The organism is Pseudomonas sp. MM213 (genome assembly GCF_020423045.1).
Lineage (GTDB): Bacteria > Pseudomonadota > Gammaproteobacteria > Pseudomonadales > Pseudomonadaceae > Aquipseudomonas > Aquipseudomonas migulae.
In genome coordinates this window covers 3,491,956-3,517,416 of the sequence record NZ_CP081943.1, presented here as the reverse complement: position 1 = coordinate 3,517,416, position 25,461 = coordinate 3,491,956, and the positions used below count along the sequence as shown (strand labels likewise).

Annotated in this window: 22 protein-coding genes and 1 riboswitch; of the genes, 16 read left to right on the top strand and 6 right to left on the bottom strand. The window is 59.3% G+C overall.

Translation table 11 applies throughout. The features are described from left to right. Nucleotides 1-68 precede the first annotated feature (68 nt). The 3 genes from K5R88_RS15900 to K5R88_RS15890 all read right to left on the bottom strand — a co-directional run bounded on the left by K5R88_RS15900 (nt 69) and on the right by K5R88_RS15890 (nt 2,903). On the bottom strand, nt 69-653 hold the full coding sequence (locus K5R88_RS15900; RefSeq protein ID WP_008025922.1) for a TMEM165/GDT1 family protein: 585 nt from the start codon (nt 651-653) through the stop codon (nt 69-71). 88 nt (nt 654-741) lie between these two features. Further along, nucleotides 742-867, bottom strand: a riboswitch (yybP-ykoY riboswitch). Between the two features lie 39 nt (nt 868-906). Continuing rightward, complete coding sequence (locus K5R88_RS15895) at nt 907-1,905, bottom strand: class I SAM-dependent methyltransferase (RefSeq protein ID WP_008025924.1); 999 nt, start codon at nt 1,903-1,905, stop codon at nt 907-909. A 32-nt stretch (nt 1,906-1,937) separates the two neighbouring features. Then, nucleotides 1,938-2,903, bottom strand: coding sequence for a 2-hydroxyacid dehydrogenase (locus tag K5R88_RS15890; RefSeq protein ID WP_226298029.1), 966 nt, complete (start codon nt 2,901-2,903; stop codon nt 1,938-1,940). A 246-nt stretch (nt 2,904-3,149) separates the two neighbouring features. Here K5R88_RS15890 and K5R88_RS15885 point away from each other — a divergent pair, with 246 nt between their 5' ends. The 7 genes from K5R88_RS15885 to K5R88_RS15855 all read left to right on the top strand — a co-directional run bounded on the left by K5R88_RS15885 (nt 3,150) and on the right by K5R88_RS15855 (nt 13,874). Then, the gene (locus K5R88_RS15885; protein ID WP_008025927.1) at nt 3,150-3,779 is read left to right on the top strand and encodes a LysE family translocator; all 630 of its coding nucleotides are present in this window, start codon (nt 3,150-3,152) and stop codon (nt 3,777-3,779) included. 262 nt (nt 3,780-4,041) lie between these two features. Continuing rightward, complete coding sequence (locus K5R88_RS15880) at nt 4,042-5,724, top strand: fatty acid--CoA ligase (protein ID WP_008025929.1); 1,683 nt, start codon at nt 4,042-4,044, stop codon at nt 5,722-5,724. A 337-nt stretch (nt 5,725-6,061) separates the two neighbouring features. After that, nucleotides 6,062-8,032 carry a DUF1302 domain-containing protein gene (locus tag K5R88_RS15875; RefSeq protein ID WP_226298028.1) on the top strand — a complete coding sequence of 657 codons (1,971 nt, stop codon included), beginning with the start codon at nt 6,062-6,064 and terminating at the stop codon, nt 8,030-8,032. Between the two features lie 28 nt (nt 8,033-8,060). After that, on the top strand, nt 8,061-9,425 hold the full coding sequence (locus tag K5R88_RS15870; RefSeq protein ID WP_008037263.1) for a DUF1329 domain-containing protein: 1,365 nt from the start codon (nt 8,061-8,063) through the stop codon (nt 9,423-9,425). Between the two features lie 174 nt (nt 9,426-9,599). Further along, nucleotides 9,600-12,338, top strand: coding sequence for a LuxR C-terminal-related transcriptional regulator (locus tag K5R88_RS15865; protein WP_226298027.1), 2,739 nt, complete (start codon nt 9,600-9,602; stop codon nt 12,336-12,338). 87 nt (nt 12,339-12,425) lie between these two features. Next, nucleotides 12,426-13,067, top strand: a complete 642-nt coding sequence (locus K5R88_RS15860; protein ID WP_008025937.1) for an MBL fold metallo-hydrolase — start codon at nt 12,426-12,428, stop codon at nt 13,065-13,067. 102 nt (nt 13,068-13,169) lie between these two features. Then, nucleotides 13,170-13,874, top strand: a complete 705-nt coding sequence (locus K5R88_RS15855) for an OmpA family protein (RefSeq protein WP_008025938.1) — start codon at nt 13,170-13,172, stop codon at nt 13,872-13,874. 198 nt (nt 13,875-14,072) lie between these two features. On the opposite strand, the gene K5R88_RS15850 is transcribed toward K5R88_RS15855, so the two are convergent. Beyond that, nucleotides 14,073-14,507 carry a YhcB family protein gene (locus K5R88_RS15850; RefSeq protein WP_008025941.1) on the bottom strand — a complete coding sequence of 145 codons (435 nt, stop codon included), beginning with the start codon at nt 14,505-14,507 and terminating at the stop codon, nt 14,073-14,075. 144 nt (nt 14,508-14,651) lie between these two features. Here K5R88_RS15850 and K5R88_RS15845 point away from each other — a divergent pair, with 144 nt between their 5' ends. The 3 genes from K5R88_RS15845 to zapE all read left to right on the top strand — a co-directional run bounded on the left by K5R88_RS15845 (nt 14,652) and on the right by zapE (nt 17,846). After that, nucleotides 14,652-15,281 carry an alpha/beta hydrolase gene (locus K5R88_RS15845; RefSeq protein WP_226300266.1) on the top strand — a complete coding sequence of 210 codons (630 nt, stop codon included), beginning with the start codon at nt 14,652-14,654 and terminating at the stop codon, nt 15,279-15,281. A 24-nt stretch (nt 15,282-15,305) separates the two neighbouring features. Then, entirely contained in the window at nt 15,306-16,661 is a 1,356-nt protein-coding gene (locus K5R88_RS15840; RefSeq protein ID WP_226298026.1) for a tryptophan--tRNA ligase, read from the top strand. Nucleotides 16,662-16,751: 90 nt separating this feature from the next. Beyond that, nucleotides 16,752-17,846, top strand: coding sequence for a cell division protein ZapE (zapE, locus tag K5R88_RS15835; protein WP_008025947.1), 1,095 nt, complete (start codon nt 16,752-16,754; stop codon nt 17,844-17,846). Between the two features lie 144 nt (nt 17,847-17,990). Here the strand turns inward: zapE and K5R88_RS15830 are convergent, their stop codons facing one another. Further along, nucleotides 17,991-18,887 (bottom strand): GlxA family transcriptional regulator, encoded by an 897-nt coding sequence (locus K5R88_RS15830; RefSeq protein WP_177318159.1) that lies wholly within the window; start codon nt 18,885-18,887, stop codon nt 17,991-17,993. Between the two features lie 245 nt (nt 18,888-19,132). Between K5R88_RS15830 and K5R88_RS15825 the strand changes: the two genes are divergently transcribed. Beyond that, nucleotides 19,133-20,269 carry an acyl-CoA dehydrogenase family protein gene (locus K5R88_RS15825; RefSeq protein ID WP_226298025.1) on the top strand — a complete coding sequence of 379 codons (1,137 nt, stop codon included), beginning with the start codon at nt 19,133-19,135 and terminating at the stop codon, nt 20,267-20,269. 89 nt (nt 20,270-20,358) lie between these two features. Here the strand turns inward: K5R88_RS15825 and K5R88_RS15820 are convergent, their stop codons facing one another. Next, on the bottom strand, nt 20,359-21,399 hold the full coding sequence (locus K5R88_RS15820) for an NADP(H)-dependent aldo-keto reductase (protein WP_008025952.1): 1,041 nt from the start codon (nt 21,397-21,399) through the stop codon (nt 20,359-20,361). A gap of 245 nt (nt 21,400-21,644) precedes the next feature. On the opposite strand from K5R88_RS15820, the gene rplM reads away from it, so the two are divergent. From rplM to K5R88_RS15795, 5 genes are all read left to right on the top strand, one after another. Beyond that, on the top strand, nt 21,645-22,073 hold the full coding sequence (gene rplM / locus K5R88_RS15815) for a 50S ribosomal protein L13 (protein WP_007905295.1): 429 nt from the start codon (nt 21,645-21,647) through the stop codon (nt 22,071-22,073). Nucleotides 22,074-22,087: 14 nt separating this feature from the next. Next, on the top strand, nt 22,088-22,480 hold the full coding sequence (gene rpsI, locus K5R88_RS15810) for a 30S ribosomal protein S9 (protein WP_003228056.1): 393 nt from the start codon (nt 22,088-22,090) through the stop codon (nt 22,478-22,480). A 267-nt stretch (nt 22,481-22,747) separates the two neighbouring features. Beyond that, nucleotides 22,748-23,341 carry a ubiquinol-cytochrome c reductase iron-sulfur subunit gene (gene petA, locus K5R88_RS15805; protein ID WP_008025954.1) on the top strand — a complete coding sequence of 198 codons (594 nt, stop codon included), beginning with the start codon at nt 22,748-22,750 and terminating at the stop codon, nt 23,339-23,341. Beyond that, entirely contained in the window at nt 23,341-24,552 is a 1,212-nt protein-coding gene (locus K5R88_RS15800; RefSeq protein ID WP_007943720.1) for a cytochrome b, read from the top strand. The genes petA and K5R88_RS15800 overlap by 1 nt, the downstream gene beginning before the upstream one ends. Next, nucleotides 24,552-25,334, top strand: coding sequence for a cytochrome c1 (locus tag K5R88_RS15795; protein ID WP_008025956.1), 783 nt, complete (start codon nt 24,552-24,554; stop codon nt 25,332-25,334). The genes K5R88_RS15800 and K5R88_RS15795 overlap by 1 nt, the downstream gene beginning before the upstream one ends. Nucleotides 25,335-25,461 lie beyond the last annotated feature (127 nt).

Here is a 25,461-nt window from a genome sequence, read left to right as displayed (position 1 = left end):
GATTGCATTCCAATGTGGGAGCGAGCCTGCTCGCGATGAACGATAACGCGGTCTAACGACCTACGACGTCAAACCCACCCACTGCTCTGCATCGCCTTGTACACCGCGACAATCGCCAGGACGAAGAACGCCGACGCCGCCAGTCGACGAATCAGGGTCAATGGCAATTTGTCCGCCGCAAAGTTACCCGCCAAAACCACCGGCACGTTGGCAATCAACATGCCCAGGGTGGTGCCGATAATCACCAGCCACAGTTCCGGGTATTGCGCGGCCAGCATCACGGTCGCGATCTGGGTCTTGTCACCGATTTCCGCGAGGAAGAACGCGATCAATGTTGTCAGGAACGGCCCGAATTTGCGGGCGGTGCTGGCTTCATCGTCATCCATCTTGTCCGGCACCAGTGTCCACAATGCCGTCGCAGCGAAGCTCGCGGCGAGGATCCAGTGCAACACCGCATCGGAGAAGAAACTGCCGACCCAGGCACCTACCGCACCGGCTGCCGCGTGGTTGGCCAGGGTGGCGGCGACGATGCCGGCGATGATTGGCCACGGTTTGCGAAAGCGGGCAGCAAGGATGAGCGCGAGCAGTTGCGTCTTGTCGCCGATTTCGGCCAAGGCAACGATTGCGGTGGGAACGAGAAGTGAATCCAGCATCAGGGTTTTCCTAAGGGGCGGGTCGACACGGCTATGACACGTACAGCCTTCCCGCCCCGGGTAAGGTGTTCGTGTCATAGGTCTTGTCAAACCCTGGCGATCCGTCTGATGCGGACGCTTGGGTCGCATACGCCATGGTCTGAGGACCAAGTATGTTGACGTATGCCGGACGAGCATGGCGCTCGTGGGAGACTACTCCCCTAGGACGGAGCGGATTCTGCCTAGGCAAATCCGATAGGGCAAGTACAAATTGCTAACCGCGTTTGGCCCGGTAGATTCGGAAACCCTGACCTTCGGCCTTGATCGCACACACGCCGAGGTGCTCTTCGATCAGCGGTTGGTACTTCAGGAAGCTGTTCGCGACCAGCCGCAGTTCGCCACCGTTTTTCAGATGTTTGGCGGCTTTTCGCAGCAAGTTCTCGGTGGCGAAGTAATCGGTGTGCACGCCGACATGGAACGGCGGGTTGCTCAGAATCGCACTCAAACCCATCGGTGCGGCATCGATTCCGTCACCGGTTATGACGTCCGCTTCCAGACCATTGGCAGCCAGGGTCAAGCGACTGCTGGCGGCGGCAAACGCATCCACGTCGAGCAGCGTGACCTGATTGTGCGGATAACGACGCTTGACCGCCGCGCCCAAAACACCGGCGCCGCAACCGAAGTCCAGCAAATGGCCGCTTGGCAATTTGTCCAGGTGCTCCAGCAACAACGCGCTGCCGCGATCCAGTCGACCGTGGCTGAACACGCCCGGCAGGCTGATGACTTTCAGTGGACCTTCGGCCAGCGGCAACTCGTAGGTCTGGGCCAGGCTTTCCAGGGATTTGGCTTGCGGCGCATCGGCCACGGTGACCAGCCACAGCTGGCAATGACGCGCACTGTCGAGCTTGCGCGGTTTGCCAAACGGGTTCAGTTGTTTGGCCGCGCCTTCGATGCCGCTGCGTTTTTCACCCACCAGGTACAACTCGCGTCCGGCCAGGCGAGAGGCGAGGGCGTTGAGGATGTAATCGGTGAGGTCCTTGGATTTGGGCAGAAACACCACGGCGGTGTCGAATTCGCGCTCGGGCGCAGTCACGCCAAAATGGCTGCGCTCGGTGAAGCGGGCATCCAGCGCGGCCTGATCGCCGGCGTGCCAGCACCAGCCGTGGGCGTCGGGCAGGCGCCCGAGCAAATCATCGGCGGGCAAGCCGGCCAACAGCACTGAACCCTGGAATAACTCGGCCTGACGAAGCAGTACTTCACTGCGCGGATCCATACTCTGCTCCTTGAAAAAAGTGCCGCAGTTTATCAACTGACGACCCGCAGCGCCTTACCGCTGAAGTATCCCTGCGCGTTTTCGGTCAATTGGCCAACGATCCGCTGCCGCGCCTCGCGACTGCCCCAGGCGTTGTGCGGCGTAACGATCAGGCGTGGAATGTCGGCGGCGAGCAACGGGTTGCCGGCGCTCGGCGGTTCGACGCTCAACACGTCGGTGGCCGCACCGCCGAGGTGGCCGCTACGCAAGGCGTCGGCCAGCGCCTGTTCATCAATCAGGCTGCCACGGGCGGTGTTCACCACAAAAGCGCCGGGTTTCATCGAGGCGAGTTCGCGGGCACCGATGAAGTGGCGAGTGTGTTCGTTGAGCGGGCAGTGCAACGTCAGCGCGTCGATTTGCGGCAGCAGTTCATCCAGCGGCAAACGGTCCGGTCGGGCGGGGCGCCCCGGAATCTGCCCAAGCAGCACGCGCATGCCGAAGGCTTCGGCCAGTCGTGCGACCGCGCCGCCCAGTTCGCCATGACCGAGCAAGCCGAGGGTTTTGCCTTCCAGTTCGACGATCGGGTAGTCCAGCAGGCAGAACTGTTTCGCCTGTTGCCAGCGACCTTCACCGACGGCTTTCTGATAATCGGCGAGGCGCGTCGCCAGGTTCAGCAACAGCATGATCGTGTGCTGCGCCACCGATGGCGTGCCGTAACCCTGACAGTTGCAGACGGTCACGCCATGGGCGCGGGCGGCGGTGAGATCGACGTTATTGGTGCCGGTGGCGGTGATCAGGATCAGCTTCAGCTCGGGGCTGGCGGCGATGGCGGCGGCGTCGATCAGGATTTTGTTGCTGATGGCGACGGTGGCGCCCTTGAGGCGTTCGATCACTTGATCCTGCATGGTCTGCGCAAACAGTTGCAAATCATCGAAGCAGGCGCGCAATGGACTGAGGTCGAGATCACCGAGGTCCAGCGAGGGATGGTCGAGGAAAACGGCGCGGCGAGAGTTCGTCATCAACTGTACCTTTTGTGCATTGAACTGAAGGCGTAATCTGCCGAGCCTACCAGATGAAACAAATCGTTACGCATCATCGGATAGCACGCTGACCCCTTTGGGAGCGAGACCGGCTTGCCGGCGAAAATGGTGTGTCAGACAAGAGTTTTGCGACTGACACTCCCTCATCGCGAGCAGGGCTCGCTCCCACAGGGATTGCGGACGCCTTGAGCGTACTTTTATCGATCTGCCTTTTGAGGAGCCCGCATGTATTGGACAGAGTTCTTGACCGTTGCCCTGATTCACCTGCTGGCCGTCGCCAGCCCCGGCCCGGATTTCGCCGTGGTGGTGCGTGAGAGCGTGACCCACGGTCGTCGCGCCGGCACCTGGACGGCGATGGGTGTCGGTACGGCGATTTTCCTGCACGTCGGTTATTCGCTGCTCGGTATCGGCCTGATCGTGTCCCAGTCGATCGTGCTGTTCAACGCCTTGAAATGGGCGGCCGCCGCGTATCTGCTGTACATCGGTTTCAAGGCCCTGCGCGCGCAACCGGCCAAACCGGTGACTGACGATCTGCACAAGGAAGCGGGTGAGCGCACCGCTCGCGGCGCCTTCACCTCGGGTTTCGTGACCAACGGTCTGAACCCGAAAGCCACGCTGTTCTTCCTGTCGTTGTTCACTGTGGTGATCAATCCGCATACGCCATTGGCGGTGCAGGCCGGTTACGGGGTTTACCTGGCGGCGGCGACGGCTTTCTGGTTCTGCCTGGTGGCGATGCTGTTCAGCCAGCAGCGTGTACGCGCCGGTTTTGCCCGCATGGGCCACTGGTTCGACCGGACCATGGGCGCCGTGCTGATCGCCATCGGCGTGAAACTCGCGTTTACCGAAATGCACTGATCGACGAACACCACCCTTTGTAGGAGCCGGCTTGCTGGCGATGGTCTTTAACGATGACGCATCTATTCTGGAAAGGATGCGGCGCCTGCAAGACCATCGCCAGCAAGCCGGCTCCTACAGGTCTGGACAGTAGTTAAATGCTGGCGCAACGCTAGCATTTGCTGAATGTTGCAAATCATTCCTTCGGCTGATTTGGTTGTCATGGAAGGGCACTAGAGTGCTTACTTTCAGCCACGACCGTGCAGTCAGAAAAGGGATTCTTATGTTGCAGACTCGCGTTATCCCCCCAGCCGAAGGCGCTTACCAGTATCCGCTGCTGATCAAACGGCTGCTGATGTCCGGCGCGCGCTATGAGAAAACCCGCGAGATCATTTACCGCGATCAATTGCGCTACAGCTATCCGACCCTGATCGAACGGGTCGCACGCCTGGCCAACGTGCTGACGGCGGCCGGCGTCAAGGCCGGCGATACCGTGGCGGTGATGGACTGGGACAGCCATCGTTATCTGGAATGCATGTTTGCCATTCCGATGATCGGCGCGGTGATCCACACCATCAACGTGCGCCTGTCGCCGGAACAGATCCTCTACACCATGAATCACGCCGAGGACCGCTTCGTGCTGGTCAACAGCGAATTCGTCGGGCTGTACAACGCGATTGCCGGGCACCTGACCACCGTCGAGAAAACCCTGCTGCTGACCGACTTGCCGGAAAAAACCGCCGACCTGCCGAACCTCGTCGGTGAATACGAGCAGTTGCTGGCGGCCGCAAGCACGCAGTACGACTTCCAGGATTTCGACGAAAATTCGGTCGCGACCACCTTCTATACCACCGGCACCACCGGCAATCCCAAAGGCGTGTACTTCACCCATCGGCAGCTGGTGCTGCACACCATGGGCGTGTCGACCATCATGGGCGCCATCGACAGCGTGCGACTGTTGGGCACCAACGACGTGTACATGCCGATCACCCCGATGTTCCATGTGCACGCCTGGGGCTTGCCGTATGTGGCGACCATGCTCGGGCTCAAGCAGGTTTATCCGGGGCGCTACGATCCCGAATACCTGGTGGAGCTGTGGCGCAAGGAAAAGGTCACCTTCTCGCATTGCGTACCGACCATCCTGCAGATGGTTCTCAACGCCAAGGCGGCGCAAGGCACCGACTTCGGCGGCTGGAAAATCGTCATCGGCGGCAGTGCATTGAATCGTGCGTTGTACGAAGCCGCCAAAGCCAAAGGCATTCAGCTGACCGCTGCGTACGGCATGTCGGAAACCGGCCCGCTGGTTTCCTGTGCGCACCTCAATGATGAGCTGATGGCGGGCACCGAAGACGAACGCACCACGTACCGGATCAAGGCCGGCGTGCCGGGGCCTTTGGTGGAAGCGGCCATTGTCGACACCGACGGTAACTTCCTGCCCGCCGATGGCGAGACCCAGGGTGAACTGGTGCTGCGTGCGCCGTGGCTCACCGAAGGCTATTTCAATGAGCCGCAGAAGGGCGCGGAGCTCTGGGCCGGTGGCTGGCTGCACACCGGGGACGTGGCGACGCTGGACAGCATGGGCGTGATCGACATTCGCGACCGGATCAAGGACGTGATCAAGACCGGCGGCGAATGGATTTCCTCCCTGGACCTGGAAGACCTGATCAGTCGCCATGCAGCGGTACGCGAAGTAGCAGTGGTGGGCATTGCCGATCCGCAGTGGGGCGAACGCCCGTTTGCCTTGCTGGTGATCCGCGAGGGCCATGTAATCGGGGCCAGGGAACTCAAGGAACACCTCAAGCCATTTGTGGAACTGGGGCACCTGAGCAAGTGGGCCATCCCGAGCCAGATCGCCCTTGTTACTGAAATTCCCAAGACCAGTGTCGGCAAACTCGACAAGAAGCGAATTCGCCTCGACATCACTGAATGGCAAGCCAACAACAGCACCTTCCTCTCGACGCTTTAAGCGTCTTCCGGCGTGCCCGAAATGGCACGCCAGCCCCACCAAGCAAGCGCTTGGCTTGTGAAATCAGAATTTTCAGCCATCATTCCCGTGCCGACAGGTGTCGGCTTGGCGAAAGGACTGTTCCAGAGTGGCCGGCAGCTGCAAATCACACTTTAGAGGGATCAAGCAGTACTACCTGCTGGCTATAGTCCGCTCAAGGATTTTTAAGAACGGGGCACACGCACAAAACGGGGCGATGCAACTTTGGAGTGAATTCGGAATGCCTTGGCTTCCGGTCAACCACAGCGTTTTTAAAAGTACTCAATGCCATAACAATAATGCACATGGAGTAGCGTCGATGACATCAGTAAACCAGTTCTGGCGCCGGGCAAAACTGCCTCTGGCTGTCAGTCTTGCCTCTTCGCTCGCCGGGCCCGCATTCGGCGTCAGTTTCAACGTTGGTGAAATCGAAGGTCAGTTCGACTCATCCCTGTCGATTGGTGCCAGTTGGTCTACCGAGAGTGCCAACAAGAACCTCATCGGCGTCAACAACGGTGGTCGTGGCCTGTCCCAGACCTCCGATGACGGCCACTTGAACTTCAAGAGCGGGGAAACCTTCTCGAAGATCTTCAAAGGCATCCATGACCTTGAATTGAAATACGGCGACACCGGCATCTTCGTCCGGGGCAAATACTGGTATGACTTCGAACTCAAAGACGAAGACCGTCCGTTCAAGGACATCAGCGACAACAACCGCAAGGAAGGCGCCAAGTCCTCCGGCGGGCAAATTCTCGACGCCTTCGTCTACCACAACTACTCGGTTGCCGATCAGCCGGGTTCCGTGCGTCTGGGCAAACAAGTGGTCAGCTGGGGCGAGAGTACGTTCATCGGCGGCGGCATCAACTCGATCAACCCGATCGACGTTTCCGCGTTCCGCCGTCCAGGTGCCGAGATCAAGGAAGGCCTGATCCCGGTCAACATGTTCTACGTGTCCCAGAGCCTGACCGAGAACCTTTCCACGGAAGCGTTCTATCAACTGGAATGGGACCAGACCGTTACCGACAACTGCGGTACGTTCTTCTCGCAACCGGACGTGATTTCCGATGGCTGCGATAACAACCTGGCCGTGCTGCGGACCCGTAACGGGCTCAACAACTCGTTGACGGCCGCTCGTTTGCCAGCCGCCTCGCGCAACGCTGTCCTCAACACGTTGACTGCCAGGGGCGTGAACTGGGGTAACCCGGACGAAGGCGCGATCGTTCGTCGCGGTCCGGATCGCGATGCGCGTGACAGTGGCCAGTTCGGCGTGTCCTTCAAGTACATGTTCGAGCCGCTGGACACCGAATTCGGTGCCTACATGATGAACTACCACAGCCGTGCGCCTATTTTCAGCGGCAAGGGGGCTCCGGCGAGCGCCTATAACGCACAGGCACTGGGTGGCGCTCTGACTGGCGCACTGGTTGGCACAGGCATTCCGCTGGGAACCGCGGCTGGCATCGTGGGTGGCGCGAACGGACTGGCGGCGCAAACCCTGCCATTGGTGGTGGCGGGTAACTCCAGCTACTTCATCGAATACCCGGAAGATATCCGGCTTTATGGCCTGAGCTTCTCCACCACGTTGCCTACCGGCACCGCCTGGAGTGGTGAGTTCAGCTACCGTCCGAACGCACCGGTACAGCTCAACACCACCGACATCCTCTTTTCCGGCCTGACGCCACTGAACCCTAGCGTTTCCGTACTGCAAGGGCAGCCTGGTGCGGATCAGCATGGCTATCGTCGCAAGGAAGTGTCTCAACTGCAGACAACCTTCACTCACTTCTTCGATCAGGTGATGGGTGCCGAGCGACTGACGTTGGTGGGCGAGGTTGGCTGGACTCACGTCGGCGGCCTGGAAAGCACTTCGAAAGCCCGTTACGGGCGTGACCCGAGCTACGGCCCAGGTCCATTGCCAAATGGTCAGTGCCAGGCATTGAACGTTTCGACCCTGGCAGGCGGTCCGCAAAACAACGTCAACCGCTACTGCGAAAACGATGGCTTCACCACCACAGACTCCTGGGGCTATCGCGCTCGTGCGATCTGGGAATACAACGACGTGATCGCCGGTGTGAACTTCAAGCCGAACATCGCCTGGTCCCATGACGTAGACGGTTACTCGCCTGGCCCTGGCGGCAACTTCGAGGAAGGTCGCAAAGCGGTCAGCCTGGGTCTCGATGCCGAGTACCAGAACACCTACACCGCGTCCCTGGCCTACACCAACTTCTTTGACGGCAAGTACACCACCGTGGATGACCGCGACTTCGTTGCGCTCAGCTTCGGCGTGAACTTCTAAGCACTGCATTTTCAGGACGAACACACCTATGAAAACAACAAAGAGTCTGTTCAACGCTGGAGTTCTGGGGCTAACGCTGCTGGCGACCAGTGTGATGGCAGCGGTCCCTGCGGCCGAAGCGGACAAGTTGGGCAAGAGCCTGACGCCAATGGGCGCCGAGATGGCGGGCAACGCTGACGGTTCGATTCCAGCCTGGAAGCCGATGGCGAAGAACGCCGGCACCGCCGACGCCAAAGGTTTCCTGTCCGACCCGTTCGCCAGTGAAAAACCGCTGTTCACCATCACGGCGCAGAACGTCGATCAGTACAAGGACAAGCTTGCTCCAGGCCAGTACGCGATGTTCAAGCGTTACCCGGAAACCTTCAAGATGCCGGTTTACCCGTCCCATCGCGGCGCGACCGTGCCGGATGACGTGTTCGCTGCCATCAAGAGAAACGCCACCGCCACGGAGCTGGTGTCCGGCGGCAACGGGCTGAAAAACTTCGAGACAGCCGTACCGTTCCCGATTCCAAAGAGCGGCGTTGAGGTTATCTGGAACCACATCACCCGTTATCGCGGTGGCAGCGTGACCCGTCTGGTGACCCAGGCCACCCCGCAGCCGAACGGCTCGTACAGCTTGGTGTATTTCCAGGATCAGTTCGTATTCCGCGACAAGATGAAGGATTACGATCCGGCGAACCCGGGCAACATCCTGTTCTACTTCAAACAGGAAGTGACCGCGCCTGCACGTCTGGCCGGTGGTGTGCTGCTGGTGCACGAAACCCTCGATCAGGTGGCGGAACCACGTTCGGCGTGGGTCTACAACGCCGGTCAGCGTCGTGTGCGTCGTGCTCCGCAAGTGTCTTATGACGGGCCGGGTACCGCGGCGGACGGCCTGCGTACCTCCGACAACCTGGACATGTACAACGGTGCACCGGACCGTTACGACTGGAAGCTCGAAGGCAAGAAAGAGATGTACATCGCCTCCGACAGCTACAAGCTCGACGATCCGAAGCTGAAGTACGCCGACATCATCAAGGCCGGTCACATCAACCAGGACCTGGCTCGTTACGAGCTGCGCCGGGTCTGGCATGTGGTTGCAACCCTGAAGGAAGGTCAGCGTCACATCTACGCCAAGCGTGACTTCTACATCGACGAAGATACCTGGCAAGCAGCGGTGATCGATCACTACGACGGTCGTAACCAGCTCTGGCGTGTAGCGGAAGCTCACTCCCAGAACTACTACAACGTTCAAGTGCCTTGGTACACCCTGGAAGCCCTCTACGACCTGCAGTCCGGCCGTTACCTGGCATTGGGCATGAAGAACGAAGAGAAGTCGGCATACAACTTCGGTTTCACTGCCACCACCAGCGACTTCACGCCGGCGGCATTGCGTCAGACCGGGGTTCGTTAACCTGAACTGAACAGAGGCCGCATCCTCGAAAGAAGCCCCGACTGGTTCGGGGCTTTTTTTTGTTCGTAGACTTTTTGTAGCCATTTGTAGCAATAACCTTCATTACCTCTTCGTTTACCGCTAGTCTGCGGACATCTGCAACGCCGCCAACAGCATTTCAAACAAGAGCCGGCCATGACTGATCTGTCCCCACTCCCGGGCCATGCAAGCGTTACCGTCGCAACATTGGACGGGCGTTTTTATCGGCCTCCGCTGCCCGACGGCCATGTGCTGCGGCCTCGTTTATGCGAGCGCCTCAGTGCCGGTCTCGGTGGCCGGCTGCTGCTGGTCAGCGCGCCGGCGGGGTTTGGCAAGAGCTCATTGGCTGTGGAGTTCTGTCAGGGGCTGCCGGCGCATTGGCAAAGTCTCTGGCTGGGGTTGAGTCCGCGGGACAACGATCCAGGCCGTTTTCTGGAGCGATTGCTCGAAGGTCTTCAGGACTTTTTTCCGCAGTTGGGCCGCCAGTCTCTGGGGCTGCTGAAAATGCGTCAGCGGCATCAGCCGTTTGCTTTTGAAGAATGGCTGGACGGTTTGCTCGATGAGTTGGCCGTGCACCTGTTGCCGACAGCGCCATTGCTGCTGGTCCTCGATGACTATCATCTGGCCCAGGGGCCGGTGCTCGATCGTTGCCTGCAGTTTTTCCTCAATCACCTTCCCGACGGCTTGCTGGTGATGGTCACCAGTCGCCAACGTCCGGACTGGCATCTGGCGCGGCTGCGGTTGTCGCGACAATTGCTTGAGTTGCATGAGCAGGATCTGCGCCTGACCCACGACGAAGCCTTGACCCTGCTCGATCGACACAGCAGTTCGTTGCGTGGCGAAGCACTGGAAAACCTGATCCAGCGCAGTGAAGGCTGGGTTGCCGGCTTGCGTTTCTGGTTGCTGGCGGCCTCCGAAGCGGGTTCCGACGGTGCGTTACCCCAGTCCCTGCACGGTGGGGAAGGGCTGATTCGCGATTACCTGCTCGAAGAAGTCATCGATTGTCTGCCCGCCGAGGTGCAGTCGTTCCTTTATGACACGGCCCCTCAAGAGCGTTTTTGCAGCGAGCTGTGCGATGCCGTTCGCGAAGCGCATGACAGCGCCGAGATCCTGCGTTTTCTGCTTGCGCACCAAGTGTTCCTCGTACCGCTGGACGAGCATGGCCACTGGTACCGCTATCACCATCTGTTTTCCGACCTGCTGCGCACCCGGCCAACCTCACAGGCGATGGTGCCGGCAGCCAGCCTGCATCTGCGCGCGTGTCGCTGGTTCAATGCCCAGGGCCTGCTCGATGAGGCGGTGGAGCAGGCGTTGCGCGCCGGGCATCTGGATGTCGCGGCCAACCTGGTGCAGAACCTTTCGGAAGAGCAATTGCTGGCGGAACAGAATGTCGGCATGTTGCTGCGCTGGAAAATGGACTTGCCCGACAGCCTGCTGATCAGCACGCCACGGTTGATCGTGCTTTACAGCTGGGCCTTGGGGCTGGCCTGTCAGCTCGACGCCGCCGAAGAGTTGGCCAATCATCTGAGCCGCTTCCTGCCGGCCCCGTCGGCCACTGCGCAGAAATCCATGCTGGCGCAATGGCTGGCATTGAGCGGGATCATTGCCCGCGGGCGCGGCAACCGCGAATTGACGCTGCTGTATTGCACCGAAGCGCTGGAAAGCCTGCCATCGAAACGCTACGGCCAGCGCCTGATGTGCCTCTCGACCCTTTCCAACCTGGCCATTGCCGACGGCGACTTGTGGCGTGCCCGTGGCTTGAACCGCGACTCGCTTGAACTGGCGCAACGGGTGGGTAATCCGTTGTTCGAAGCGCTGGCCCATTACGACCGGGCGCGCGTGTTGCAGGCGCGAGGGGAAATCCTGCGCTCGCTGGACGAAGTCCGTCAGGGGCTGCAACGCCTGCAAGGGTTGTCGCCGCAGCGGCTGTATGCCGTGCGCGCTCGATTGACCTTGTACGAAGGATTTCTGCTGGCCCTGCGCCTGCAACCACAGACCGCGCGGCTGCGTTTGCAGGCCGGTTTGACTGAGGCCCGCGCCTGTCGCGACATCAGTGTCCTGATCGGCCATTGCGTGATCGCCCGGCTCGAAGGCAGCAGCGGCGAGTTCGCCAAGGCCTTTGCGGAGCTCGCCGAAGCCGAACGGCTGATGCACATCTGGGACGTCCCGCCGATTTACTACCTGGCGATGATTACCCTGGTCAAATGCGAACTCTGGCTGGCCCAGGGACGCACCGATCTGGCCGAAGCCTGGCTCGCACGACTGGGCCAGACCTACAACGGCGAAACGCCTGCGGCACCGCCGGAATTCCATCCGCAACTGCCACTGCATATCGAGTTGCAGCAGGCCTTGCTTGAGGTCATTCAGGCGCAGCCGATGCTGGCCGAAGGGCGATTGAATGCGTTACTCGAGCATGGTCAGCAAACCGGTCGGCAGTTGCTCAGTGTGATGGCGCTGACACAAAAAACCGAACTGCTCCTTGCGCACAACCGCGAGCCTGAAGCCCGGCAGTCCTTCGCTCAGGCCCTTGAAGCGGCCAGTGGCGGCGCGCTGCAGCCTTTTGATGGCTTGTTGACCAAATGCCCTGACTGGCTTCGCGAGCAACTGCAGAGCTGCGCGAAAGCGACGGTATCGCAGAGCCTGTCGGAGCGACTCCCCGTTATCGCTGCACGCCTTGCTCCGGAGCCCTCACAAGCCTGCGAGCAACTCAGTTCCCGCGAACTGTCGGTTCTGAAACTCATTGCCCAAGGCTGCTCGAACCAGGAAATCAGCGATCAGCTGTTCATTTCCCTGCACACGGTGAAAACCCACGCCAGCCACATCAACAGCAAGCTCGGGGTTGAGCGGCGCACGCAGGCGGTGGCGAGGGCCAAGGCATTGGGAGTGTTGGGCTGACGTAGTGTGACGATACACAGGCGGTCAATGGCTGGACGCAATTGTGTGCGAAAATCCCCCGTCCCCGTTTTTATCGAGCATGCCCCGATGTCCCAGCAACCGACCCTCATCCGCGAAACCTTCCCCGTAGGCCCTTTGCAGTGCAACTGCACGATCATCGGCGATCCGGTGACGAAGAAGGCCATCGTGGTCGATCCGGGTGGCAATCACGAATTGATCCTCGCCCGGCTCGATGCCCTGGGTCTGAAGGTTGTCAGCATCATCCATACCCATGCGCACCTCGATCACTTCCTGGCCTCCGGTCAGTTGAAGGAGAAAACCGGCGCGACCCTGCACTTGCACAAAGAGGATCAGTTCCTCTGGGACAATCTGGAGATGCAATGCCAGATGTTCGGTGTGCCTTACACGCCGGTTCCATCGCCGGATCGCTGGTTGGCCGACGATGAAGAACTCGCCTGCGGTTGCGGCGTGGCGTTGCACACGCCAGGTCATACGCCGGGTTCCATGAGCTTTTGGTTTTCAGAGGCTAAGCTGCTGATTGCCGGTGACACGTTGTTTCGTCGCGGGGTAGGGCGCACGGACTTGTGGGGTGGCGATCAGGCGACCATCGTGCGGTCGATCAAACAGCGCCTGTACACCCTTGATGAGGACGCAACGGTGGTGACTGGTCATGGTCCGGATACGCGTCTGGGTGATGAAATGCGCGACAACCCTTTTGTGCGGGCTTAAGGGGATCGACGGAATTTTCTGCGCCCGAAATGATCAAACGCCCGCAAAGAACCAATGCCTAAGACCCGTTGCATCCCAGAATGCAAAAAGTAGGAGCTCTTCATGTTCACCAAGCAGCGTTTGATTATTGTCGCTACGGCTGTGGCCTTGCTGTCAGGCTGCGCCTCGCCCAACCCATATGACAGCAGCCAGGGGCAGGCCGACGGTGGTTCCACGGGCATGAGCAAAACCGCCAAGTACGGCGGCCTCGGCGCTCTGGCGGGTGCGTTGGCCGGTGCCGCCATCAGCCACGATAACCGTGGCAAGGGCGCGCTGATCGGCGCCGCCGTAGTGGGTGCTTCGGCTGCCGGTTACGGTTACTACGCCGACCAGCAAGAGAAAAAGCTGCGCGCCAGCATGGCCAACACCGGTGTTGAAGTGCAGCGCCAGGGCGATCAGATCAAGCTGATCATGCCGGGCAACATCACGTTCGCCACCGATTCGGCGAACATCGCTTCCAGCTTCTATCAGCCACTGAACAACCTGGCCGGTTCGCTCAAAGAGTTCAACCAGAACCAGATCGAAATCGTTGGCTACACCGACAGCACCGGCAGCCGTCAGCACAACATGGACCTGTCCCAGCGTCGTGCGCAGAGCGTGGCGACTTACCTGACGTCCCAAGGTGTCAGTGGTGCCAATCTGTCGGCACGTGGCGCCGGGCCGGATAGCCCGGTTGCCAGCAATGCCGATGCCAATGGCCGGGCACAGAACCGTCGCGTCGAGGTCAACCTCAAGGCGATTCCGGGTCAAGAGTATCCACAGCAGTAAACGCAGCCCCTTTACCCACCTGACTGAACCCCAGGCGTAAAAAAAACCGCCCGATCCTAAACAGATCGGGCGGTTTTTTTGTGTCGCCAGTTCTGGCCCCTTCGCGGGCAAGCCCGCGAAGGGGCTATTGGATCAGCAACAAAAAAGCCCCCGGACAATCACTCGTCCGAGGGCTTTTGTGTATCGCGCGAAACCTGATTACTTCTTCAGGCCGTAATGCTCATCAAGCATGCCCGGCGCGTTCGGGGCTTTGGGGGCGTAGTCGCGAGGCGGCTCCTGATTGCGCGGTGGCGTCAGGCGTTCCCGTGGGGCCGCTGCCGCGTCGGCGTGCAGCGAAGCCAGCAGGCGTTGGCGGGTTTGCTCGTCCAGGGCCAGGCGGTTGGCACCCTCGGCGAGGTGATCCTGCACTTCCTGATAGCTCTGAGTCAGTTTCTTGACCAGGTTTGCAGTGCTGTTGAAGTGGGTAACCACCTCGTTCTGATAACTGTCAAAACGTTCCTGAATGTCATCCAGCTGACGTTGGGTGCTGCTCGGCGCGGCGTTCGGCACCAGGCGAGCGATCAGGAATCCAATGGCGACACCCACAACCAGGGCAAGAGTCGGCAACAACCAAACTAAGAGCGAGTGTTCCACGAGTCCTTCCTCTATAAACGGCTTTGCTTTACGTTAACGGCTCGAACCTGCGCTGTATACCGCGATTCACTCGCAATACATCGGCACAGACAATTTGCTAGACGAGTCGACCCGATTCGAGGTCACGGAGTTCCTTCCTTGCTTATGCGCGAAACCCCTGTAGTGATTGACGGCCCGGTCGGGCAATTGGAAGCACTTTACCTGGATATCGAGCAGCCGCGCGGCATCGCGCTGATCTGCCACCCGAACCCGGTGCAGGGCGGCACCATGCTCAACAAAGTAGTCTCGACCCTGCAGCGCACCGCGCGCGATGCCGGTTTGATTACCTTGCGTTTCAATTACCGTGGCGTCGGTGCCAGCGAAGGCTCGCACGACATGGGGACCGGCGAAGTCGACGATGCTCAAGCGGCGGCGGCATGGTTGCGGGCGAAACATCCTGATTTGCCGCTGACGTTGTTCGGTTTCTCCTTCGGCGGTTTTGTTGCAGCAAGTCTCGGCGGACGCCTGGAAGCGCAGGGCGAACAGCTCAAGCATTTGTTCATGGTGGCCGCTGCTGTCACCCGGCTCAATGGTTACGACCTGCTGCCGGTGAACTGCCCGCTGACCCTGATCCAGCCGGAAACCGATGAAGTCATTGCCCCGCAAGCCGTCTACGACTGGTCCGAGAAACTCGATCGTCCCCATGAGCTGCTGAAAGTGGCAGAATGCGGACACTTTTTTCATGGCAAGCTGACCGATCTCAAGGATCTGATCCTGCCGCGTCTTTCGAATTGATTGCAGTCTGACAAGCGATTACCCATGACGACTCGTACCCGTATCCTCACCGGCATCACCACCACCGGCACGCCGCACCTGGGCAACTACGCCGGCGCCATCCGCCCGGCGATCCTTGCCAGCCGCGACAGCAATGCCGATTCGTTCTACTTCCTGGCCGACTACCACGCCCTGATCAAATGCGATGACCCGCTGCGCATCCAGCGCTCGCGTCTGGAAATCGCCGCGACCTGGCTGGCCGGTGGCCTGGATGTGGACCGCGTGACGTTCTATCGCCAATCCGACATCCCGGAAATCCCGGAGCTGACCTGGCTGCTGACCTGCGTTGCGGCCAAGGGCTTGCTCAACCGCGCCCACGCCTACAAGGCTTCGGTGGACAAGAACGTCGAAACCGGCGAAGACCCGGATGCCGGTATCACCATGGGGCTGTACAGCTATCCGGTGCTGATGGCCGCGGACATCCTGATGTTCAACGCACACAAGGTGCCGGTCGGTCGTGACCAGATCCAGCACGTGGAAATGGCCCGGGATATCGGTCAGCGTTTCAACCATCTGTTTGGCCAGGGCAAAGAATTCTTCACCATGCCCGAGGCGCTGATCGAAGAAAGCGTCGCGACGCTGCCCGGCCTCGACGGTCGCAAGATGTCGAAGAGCTACGACAACACCATTCCGTTGTTCAGCAGCGCTAAAGAGATGAAAGACGCGATCTCGCGGATCGTCACTGACTCCCGCGCGCCGGGCGAAGCCAAAGATCCAGACAATTCGCACCTGTTCACGCTGTTCCAGGCCTTTGCCACCCCGGCGCAGTCCGACGAATTCCGCAGCGAATTGTTGCAGGGCCTGGGTTGGGGCGAGGCGAAGAATCGTCTGTTCCAACTGCTCGACAGCGAACTGGGCGAGTCCCGCGAGCGTTATCACCAATTGATCGAACGCCCGGCTGATCTGGAAGACATCCTGCAAATCGGTGCGAAAAAGGCCCGTGCCGTGGCGACGCCTTTCCTTAACGAATTGCGCGAAGCGGTCGGCTTGCGTTCTTTCGTGGCCCAGACGCAAGTTGCGGCGACCACCAAGAAGAAAGCCGCGAAAGCTGCACGTTTTGTCAGCTTCCGCGAAGACGACGGCAGTTTCCGCTTCCGTCTGCTGGCGGCCGATGGCGAGCAACTGCTGCTGTCGCGCAACTTCGCCGACGGTAAAACCGCTGGCCAGGTGACCAAGCAGCTGCAAGCGGGCCAGCCTCTGGACGTGCGCAATGAAGACCTGAGCTTCAGCGTCTGGCTGGAAGGCGAGTGCGTGGCCGATAGCCCGGCGTTCGCCGACACGGCGGCCCGTGACGTTGCCATCGACGCTCTGCGGATTGCGCTGACGCCGGTTCAGGAATAATCAACGGCTCGGTCCGACCAAGGGCCGATTGCCATTCCCACGGGCCATCGCTACAGTGACGGCCCGTTTTTGTTGCCTTGCTAACGAATTATGACGCCCCTAGAACGATACCAAGCTGATCTGAAACGCCCGGAATTCTTCCATGACGCCGCGCAGGAAACCGCCGTGCGCCATTTGCAGCGCCTGTACGACGATCTGGTCGCGGCCTCGCAGAACAAACCGGGCCTGCTCGGCAAACTGTTTGGCAAGAAAGAACAGGCGCCGGTCAAGGGCCTGTATTTCTGGGGCGGCGTGGGCCGTGGCAAGACTTACCTGGTCGACACCTTCTTCGAAGCGCTGCCGTTCAAGGAAAAGACCCGGACTCACTTCCACCGCTTCATGAAGCGTGTGCACGAAGAGATGAAGACCCTCGGCGGCGAGAAAAACCCGCTGACCATCATCGCCAAGCGTTTCTCCGACGAGTCGCGAGTGATCTGCTTCGATGAATTCTTCGTTTCCGACATCACCGACGCGATGATCCTCGGCACGCTGATGGAAGAGCTGTTCAAGAACGGTGTGACCCTGGTTGCCACTTCGAACATCGTCCCGGACGGTTTGTACAAGGACGGCTTGCAGCGTGCGCGCTTCCTGCCGGCCATCGCGCTGATCAAGCAGAACACCGAGATCGTCAACGTCGACAGCGGCGTCGACTATCGTCTGCGTCACCTCGAGCAAGCGGAACTGTTCCACTTCCCGCTCGATGAGGCGTCTCACGAAAGCCTGCGCAAGAGCTTCCGTGCGCTGACGCCGGAATGCACGGCGGCCATCGAGAACGATGTGCTGATCATCGAGAACCGCGAAATCCGTGCCTTGCGCACCTGCGATGACGTGGCCTGGTTTGACTTCCGCGAACTCTGCGACGGCCCACGCAGCCAGAACGATTACATCGAACTGGGCAAGATCTTCCACGCCGTGCTGCTCAGCGGTGTCGAGCAAATGAGCGTCACCACCGACGACATCGCCCGACGCTTTATCAACATGGTCGACGAGTTCTACGACCGTAACGTGAAGCTGATCATTTCCGCCGAAGTCGAGCTCAAAGACCTCTACACCGGCGGTCGCCTGAACTTCGAGTTCCAGCGCACCCTCAGCCGTCTGCTGGAAATGCAATCCCACGAATTCCTGTCCCGGGCGCATAAGCCGTAGGAAATTTCGGAAAATGAAAAAGGCCTGCAATTGCAGGCCTTTTTTGTGCGTTGCAGATCCCCTGTAGGAGCACGGCTTGCCGGCGATGGCTATCTCAAGGACGCCATCGCCAGCGAGCTGTGCTCCTACAGGGTTTGCGGGGTTTTACGCCGCTTGCTGAAACTGTTGCCGATACTGGTTCGGCGACAACTCGGTGTGCTGGCGGAACAGTCGCGCGAAGAAGCTCGCATCGTCGTAACCGACTTCATAACTGATGGTCTTGATGCTCTTGCGACTGCCGGACAGCAAGCCCTTTGCCGTTTCAATGCGCAGGCGTTGCAGGTAATGCAGCGGCTTGTCGCCGGTGGCGGTCTGGAAGCGGCGCATGAAGTTGCGGATGCTCATGCCGTGCTCGCGGGCAACGTCCTCGAAGCGGAACTTGTCGGCGAAGTGCTCTTCGAGCCAGTGCTGGATCTGCAGGATGATCACGTCCTGGTGCAGCTTCTGGCCACCGAAACCGATGCGTCCCGGCGAGTAGCTGCGCTGCACTTCATAGAGAATGTCGCGGGCCACGGCCTGGGCCACGTTGGCGCCGCAGAAACGCTCGATCAGGTAGATATAGAGGTCGCACGCCGACGTGGTGCCGCCGGCGCAATAGAGGTTGTCGGCGTCGGTCAGGTGCTTGTCCTGATTGAGGTAAACCCTCGGGAAGCGCTCGGCAAAGGCGTTGAAGAAGCGCCAGTAAGTGGTCGCTTCCTTGCCGTCGAGCAGCCCGGCTTCGGCGAGCCAGAACACCCCGGTGGCTTCGCCGCACAGTACCGCGCCGCGCGCATGCTGCTGGCGCAACCACGGCAGGATCTGTGGATAACGTTGGCAAAGGGTTTCGAAATCGTCCCAGAACGCCGGGAGGATGATGACGTCAGCGTTTTCCAGGCCGCCGTCCACCGGCATGATCACGTCGCTGAAGCTGTTGACCGGTTTGCCGTCGGGGCTGACCAGGCGCGTTTCGAACGCCGGTGTCAGGCCCTGGCCCAGTTGTTTGCCGTAACGCAGGCTGGCCAGGTGGAAGAAATCCTTGGCTTGCATGAGGGTGGAAGCGAAAACCCGGTCGATAGCCAGGATGCTGACGCGCCGCAAGGGCGTGGAGACTTGGTTAGACATAATTCAACTTTATTCTTATAGGGGAAAGTGGTCACCAGACGGCTGGATCGTCTTATTTTTTGTCGGATGTGTCCAGTGTCCTGTATCGGAAGCGAGGCTTAGTCTCTGAAGGTCTATTCCTTCTAACAATAAACGACAGGTGCCGCATGATCCCCAGAACCTTGTTCAGTTCCGAGCACGAACTTTTTCGCGACAGCGTGCGAACCTTCCTCGAAAAAGAGGCCGTGCCGTTTCATGGGCAATGGGAAAAACAAGGCTATATCGACCGCCAACTCTGGAACAAGGCAGGGGAGGCGGGGATGCTCTGTTCGCACCTGCCGGAAGAGTACGGCGGGCTGGGAGCGGATTTTCTCTACAGTGCGGTGGTGATCGAAGAGGTGGGGCGTCTGGGGCTGACCGGGATCGGTTTTTCCCTGCATTCCGACATCGTCGCGCCGTACATCCTGCATTACGGCAGCGAAGCGCTGAAACACAAATACCTGCCAAAACTGGTGTCCGGCGAGATGGTCACCGCGATTGCCATGACCGAGCCGGGTGCCGGTTCCGACCTGCAAGGGGTGAAAACCACGGCGGTGCTCGATGGCGATGAATATGTGATCAACGGTTCGAAGACATTCATCACCAACGGCTATCTCGCGGACCTGGTGATTGTCGTGGCCAAGACCGATCCGAAGGCAGGCGCGAAGGGTACCAGCCTGTTTCTGGTCGAGGCCGACACGCCGGGTTTTGCCAAGGGCAAGCGCCTGGAAAAAGTCGGCATGAAAGCGCAGGACACCTCGGAGCTGTTCTTCCAGGATGTTCGCGTGCCGAAAGAAAACCTGCTGGGCCAGGCCGGGATGGGCTTCGCGTATCTGATGCAGGAATTGCCGCAAGAGCGTCTGACGGTTGCTGTTGGCGGGCTGGCATCGGCTGAGGCTGCGCTGCAATGGACGCTGGAATACACCCGCGAGCGCAAGGCGTTCGGCAAGGCGATTGCCGACTTCCAGAACACCCGCTTCAAGCTGGCGGAGATGGCGACCGAGATCCAGATTGGCCGGGTCTTCGTCGATCGCTGCCTGGAGTTGCACCTGCGAGGCAAGCTCGATGTGCCGACGGCGGCGATGGCCAAGTATTGGGGCACGGACCTGCAATGCAAGGTGCTCGACGAGTGCGTGCAGTTGCATGGCGGCTACGGGTTCATGTGGGAATACCCGATCGCCCGGGCGTGGGCGGATGCGCGGGTGCAGCGGATTTATGCCGGCACCAACGAAATCATGAAGGAGATTATTGCGCGGTCACTGTAGGAGCCGGCTTGTCGGCGATTGAAGCGACGCGGTTTTGGCTGTAACCGCGTTGTCCCAATCGCCAGCAAGCCAGCTCCTACATGTGCGGGTTACGGTGCTGGATTCGGGTGATCCTTGTGGATCGCCTCGATCCCCGCCAGCACTTCATCGGAAAGTTTCAGCTCGAAGCTGGCAATGTTGCTGTCCAGTTGTTCCAGCGTCGTCGCGCCGATGATGTTGCTGGTCACGAACGGCTGCTGCGTCACAAACGCCAAGGCCATTTGCGCCGGGTCCAGACCGTGCTCGCGGGCCAGCGCCACATAACGGCTGCAGGCGGCTTCCGACTGTGGATTGAAATAGCGGCTGAAGCGGCTGTAGAGGCTCAGGCGACCTTTCGGCGGACGCGCGCCACCTTCGTACTTGCCCGACAGGAAACCGAACGCCAGCGGCGAATAGGCCAGCAGGCCGCACTGTTCGCGGATGGCGATTTCCGCCAGGCCGACTTCGAAGCTGCGGTTGAGCAGGTTGTACGGGTTCTGGATCGACACTGCACGCGGCCAGCCACGGGCTTCGGCCAGCGCCAGGAAACGCATGGTGCCCCATGGTGTTTCGTTGGACAGGCCGATGTGGCGGATCTTGCCGGCCTTGACCTGTTCGTCCAGCGCTTCGAGGGTGTCCTCCAGCGGGGTCAGGTTCGCTTCGCTCTTGTGTTTGTAGCCCAGTTGACCGAAGAAATTGGTGCTGCGCTCCGGCCAGTGCAATTGATAGAGGTCGATGTAGTCGGTCTGCAGGCGCTTGAGGCTCGCATCCACGGCTTCGGTAATGTGCTGGCGGTTGTGGCGCAGGTTTTTGTCGCGGATGTAGTCGATGGTGTTGCCGGGGCCGGCGATCTTGCTGGCCAGGATCCAGTCGGCGCGATCACCGCGGCTTTTGAAATAATTGCCGATGTAGCGCTCGGTGGTGGCGTAGGTTTCGGCTTTCGGTGGTACCGGGTACATCTCGGCGGTGTCGATGAAATTGATCCCGGCGCTTTTGGCCCGTTCAATCTGTGCGAAGGCTTCAGCTTCACTGTTTTGCTCGCCCCAGGTCATGGTTCCGAGGCAGATGGCGCTCACGTTCAGATTGGTTCGGCCTAGCTGTCGATAATCCATTAGGTGCTCCTTGGGCAAAACAATCATAAAAGCAGGTTGAAATATTTTTCGCAATCTGCATAATTGCGCACCTCTTTCTGCAGTGGAAGTGATGCGCCGCCGCCGAAGAATCTTGCCGTTGAACGGACGCGCCGACCCGAGCCCCCGAAAGCGTCTGTATCCGGCTGCCTTTGACTTGTCAAAGTACGCACTATTCAGTAAGATCCGCCGTCTAATTTACAGGGCGGCCCCTGAGGCTATAAAGAATGAAAACTTTTACTGCTAAACCGGAAACAGTACAGCGCGACTGGTTTGTCGTCGACGCTGCAGGTCAGACCCTGGGTCGTCTGGCCACCGAAATCGCGAGCCGTCTGCGTGGCAAGCATAAAGCTGAGTACACTCCTCACGTTGACACCGGCGATTACATCGTCGTTATCAATGCCGAGCAGATTCGTGTAACCGGTGCTAAAACCACCGACAAAATCTACTACTCCCACTCCGGTTTCCCGGGCGGCATCAAGTCGATCAACTTCGAAAAGCTGATCGCTAAAGCCCCTGAGCGCGTGATCGAGACCGCGGTCAAAGGCATGCTGCCTAAGAACCCGCTGGGTCGCGACATGTATCGTAAGCTGAAAGTCTATGCGGGCGCTGTACACCCTCATACTGCTCAGCAGCCCCAAGAACTGAAGTTTTAACGGAATAGTTCATTATGTCGGCGACTCAAAATTACGGCACTGGCCGTCGCAAGACCGCAACCGCACGCGTTTTCCTGCGTCCGGGTACTGGTAACATCTCCATCAACAACCGTTCGCTGGATAATTTCTTCGGCCGCGAAACTGCCCGCATGGTAGTTCGTCAGCCGCTGGAATTGACTGAGACTGTCGAGAAGTTCGACATCTACGTCACCGTGATCGGCGGTGGTGTAAGTGGTCAAGCTGGCGCAATCCGCCACGGCATCACTCGCGCTCTGATGGACTACGACGAAACCCTGCGTAGCGCTCTGCGCAAAGCAGGCTTCGTTACCCGCGACGCCCGTGAAGTTGAACGTAAGAAAGTCGGTCTGCGTAAAGCGCGTAAGCGTCCGCAGTACTCGAAGCGTTAATTCGCTTTCACGTTCAAAAAGAACGCCCAGTTTCCTCACGGAGCTGGGCGTTTTTTTATGGGTGCGATTTATCAAAGAATTGCTCTGTGACAACTTGCCACATCCGCAGAGCCCCTATACTACAAGGCTTGGCAGTGGAGCCCTTCGGTAATTACCTTGTCAGAATTGGGGCTTTTCATTACCATTCGGCAAAATTTTTATAAGTACATAGTTTTACTTAGTAGATGCCTGATTTAACAGGCCACAAAGCTGATGGGAGAGGACTGAATGAGCAATGACGGCGTGAATGCAGGCCGGCGTCGCTTCTTGGTAGCAGCCACATCCGTGGTGGGTGCTGCAGGAGCGGTGGGGGCTGCGGTCCCGTTCGTGGGGTCATGGTTTCCCAGTGCCAAGGCGAAAGCCGCAGGTGCACCGGTGAAAGTGAATGTCAGCAAAATCGAGCCAGGCCAGCAGATGATTGCTGAGTGGCGCGGTCAGCCGGTGTTCATTGTCCGCCGTACCGAGGAAATCCTGGGGAATCTGAAAAAGATCGAGGGCCAGCTGGCTGACCCGACCTCCAAGAACTCGACACAACCGACCTATGTCGACCCGGTTACGCGTTCGATCAAGCCAGAGGTTCTGCTGCTGATCGGTATCTGTACGCACTTGGGTTGCTCGCCGACCTTCCGTCCCGAAGTGGCACCTGCTGATCTGGGCAAGGACTGGGTAGGCGGCTATTTCTGCCCGTGCCACGGTTCCCACTACGATCTGGCTGGCCGCGTCTACAAGTCGCAACCTGCGCCTTTGAACCTGCCAGTTCCCCCGCATTCCTATGAGACCAATGAGATTATTGTCATTGGCGTCGATACGGAGAAAGCGTGATGAGCAAGTTCATGGATTGGGTTGATGCGCGCTTTCCCGCGACCAAAATGTGGGAAGACCATCTCAGCAAGTACTACGCCCCGAAGAACTTCAACTTCTTCTACTTCTTTGGTTCCCTGGCGCTGCTCGTTCTGGTCAACCAGATCGTTACCGGTGTCTGGCTGACCATGAGCTACACCCCGTCGGCGGAAGAGGCGTTTGCTTCCGTCGAATACATCATGCGCGACGTCGAGTACGGCTCGATCCTGCGTCTGCTGCACTCCACCGGCGCTTCGGCGTTCTTCATCGTGGTTTATCTGCACATGTTCCGTGGCTTGCTCTACGGTTCGTACCAGAAGCCGCGTGAGCTGGTGTGGGTCTTCGGCATGCTGATCTACCTGGCGTTGATGGCGGAAGCCTTCATGGGTTACCTGCTGCCGTGGGGCCAGATGTCCTACTGGGGTGCCCAGGTGATCATCTCGCTGTTCGGTGCGATCCCTGTCATCGGTAACGACCTGACTCAGTGGATCCGTGGTGACTACCTGATTTCCGGTATCACGCTGAACCGCTTCTTCGCCCTGCACGTTGTTGCCCTGCCGATCGTGATTCTCGGTCTGGTGGTGCTGCACGTTCTGGCGCTGCACGAAGTCGGCTCGAACAACCCGGACGGCGTGGACATCAAGAAATACAAAGACGAAAACGGCGTACCGCTGGACGGCATTGCCTTCCACCCGTACTACACCGTGAAAGATATCGTCGGCGTGGTGGTGTTCCTGTTCATCTTCTGCTCGATCGTGTTCTTCTTCCCGGAAATGGGCGGCTACTTCCTCGAGAAGCCGAACTTTGAAGTGGCGAACGCGTTCAAGACCCCAGAGCACATTGCTCCGGTCTGGTACTTCACACCGTTCTACGCGATTCTGCGGGCGGTTCCGGACAAGCTCCTGGGCGTTATCGCCATGGGTGCGGCCATCGCTGTACTGTTCGTCCTGCCATGGCTGGACCGTAGCCCGGTCAAGTCGATGCGCTACAAAGGCTGGTTGAGCAAAATCTGGCTCTGGGTGTTCTGCATCTCGTTCGTGATTCTGGGCGTGCTGGGTGTTCTGGCGCCGACTCCAGGCCGTACGTTGCTGTCGCAGGTGTGTACTTTCCTGTACTTCGCCTACTTCATTCTGATGCCTTTCTACACCAGGCTCGAGAAGACCAAACCGGTTCCGGAAAGGGTGACTGGCTGATGAAAAAGCTATTTGCTGTACTGATTCTTGCTGCTTTGCCTGTACTGTCCTTCGCTGCCGAGCACGGTGGTCCTGAGTTGGAAAAGGTCGACATCGACGTTTCCGACAAGGCCGCCATGCAAGATGGCGCGCGTACATTCGCCAACTACTGCATGGGCTGCCACAGCGCCAAGTTCCAGCGCTATGAGCGTGTTGCCGACGATCTGGGCATTCCTCACGATCTGATGCTGTCGAAGCTGGTGTTCACTGGCGCCAAGATCGGCGACCACATGAGCATCGGCATGCAGCCGGCTGACGCCAAGACCTGGTTCGGTGCTGCACCGCCTGACCTGACCCTGGTAGCTCGTGTTCGCGGTACGGACTGGCTCTACGGCTACCTGAAGTCGTTCTACGAAGATCCGTCGCGTCCTTGGGGCGTGAACAACAAGGTCTTTCCGAACGTGGGCATGCCGAACGTCCTGGTGGGCCTGCAAGGTCGTCAGGTCGTCGGTTGCAAACAGGTCCAGATCGTCGAAGACGGCAAGAAGCAATATGATCCGCTGACCGGTACCGCGCTGACTCATGAAGCGTGCGATCAGCTGACCATCGTGCCGAAGAGCGGTGCTCTGACCGAAGAGCAGTTCGATGAGAAGGTCAAGAATCTGGTAACCTTCCTCGCTTACTCGGCTAACCCGGTTAAGCTGCAGCATCAGCGCATTGGTACCTACGTCTTGCTGTACCTGGCGTTCTTCTTCGTATTCGCCTACTTGCTCAAGCGCGAATACTGGAAAGATGTGCACTGATAAAGTTTCAAGCAATTGCTGTTAATCGCGCGCGCCCAAGGGCGTCTCTGAAGGTGTAACGAGTCTGGTTTATCCAGGCGTTACGGGAGACGCCCTCTGGGCGCGCTCGTTTTTCCGCTTCCGATAA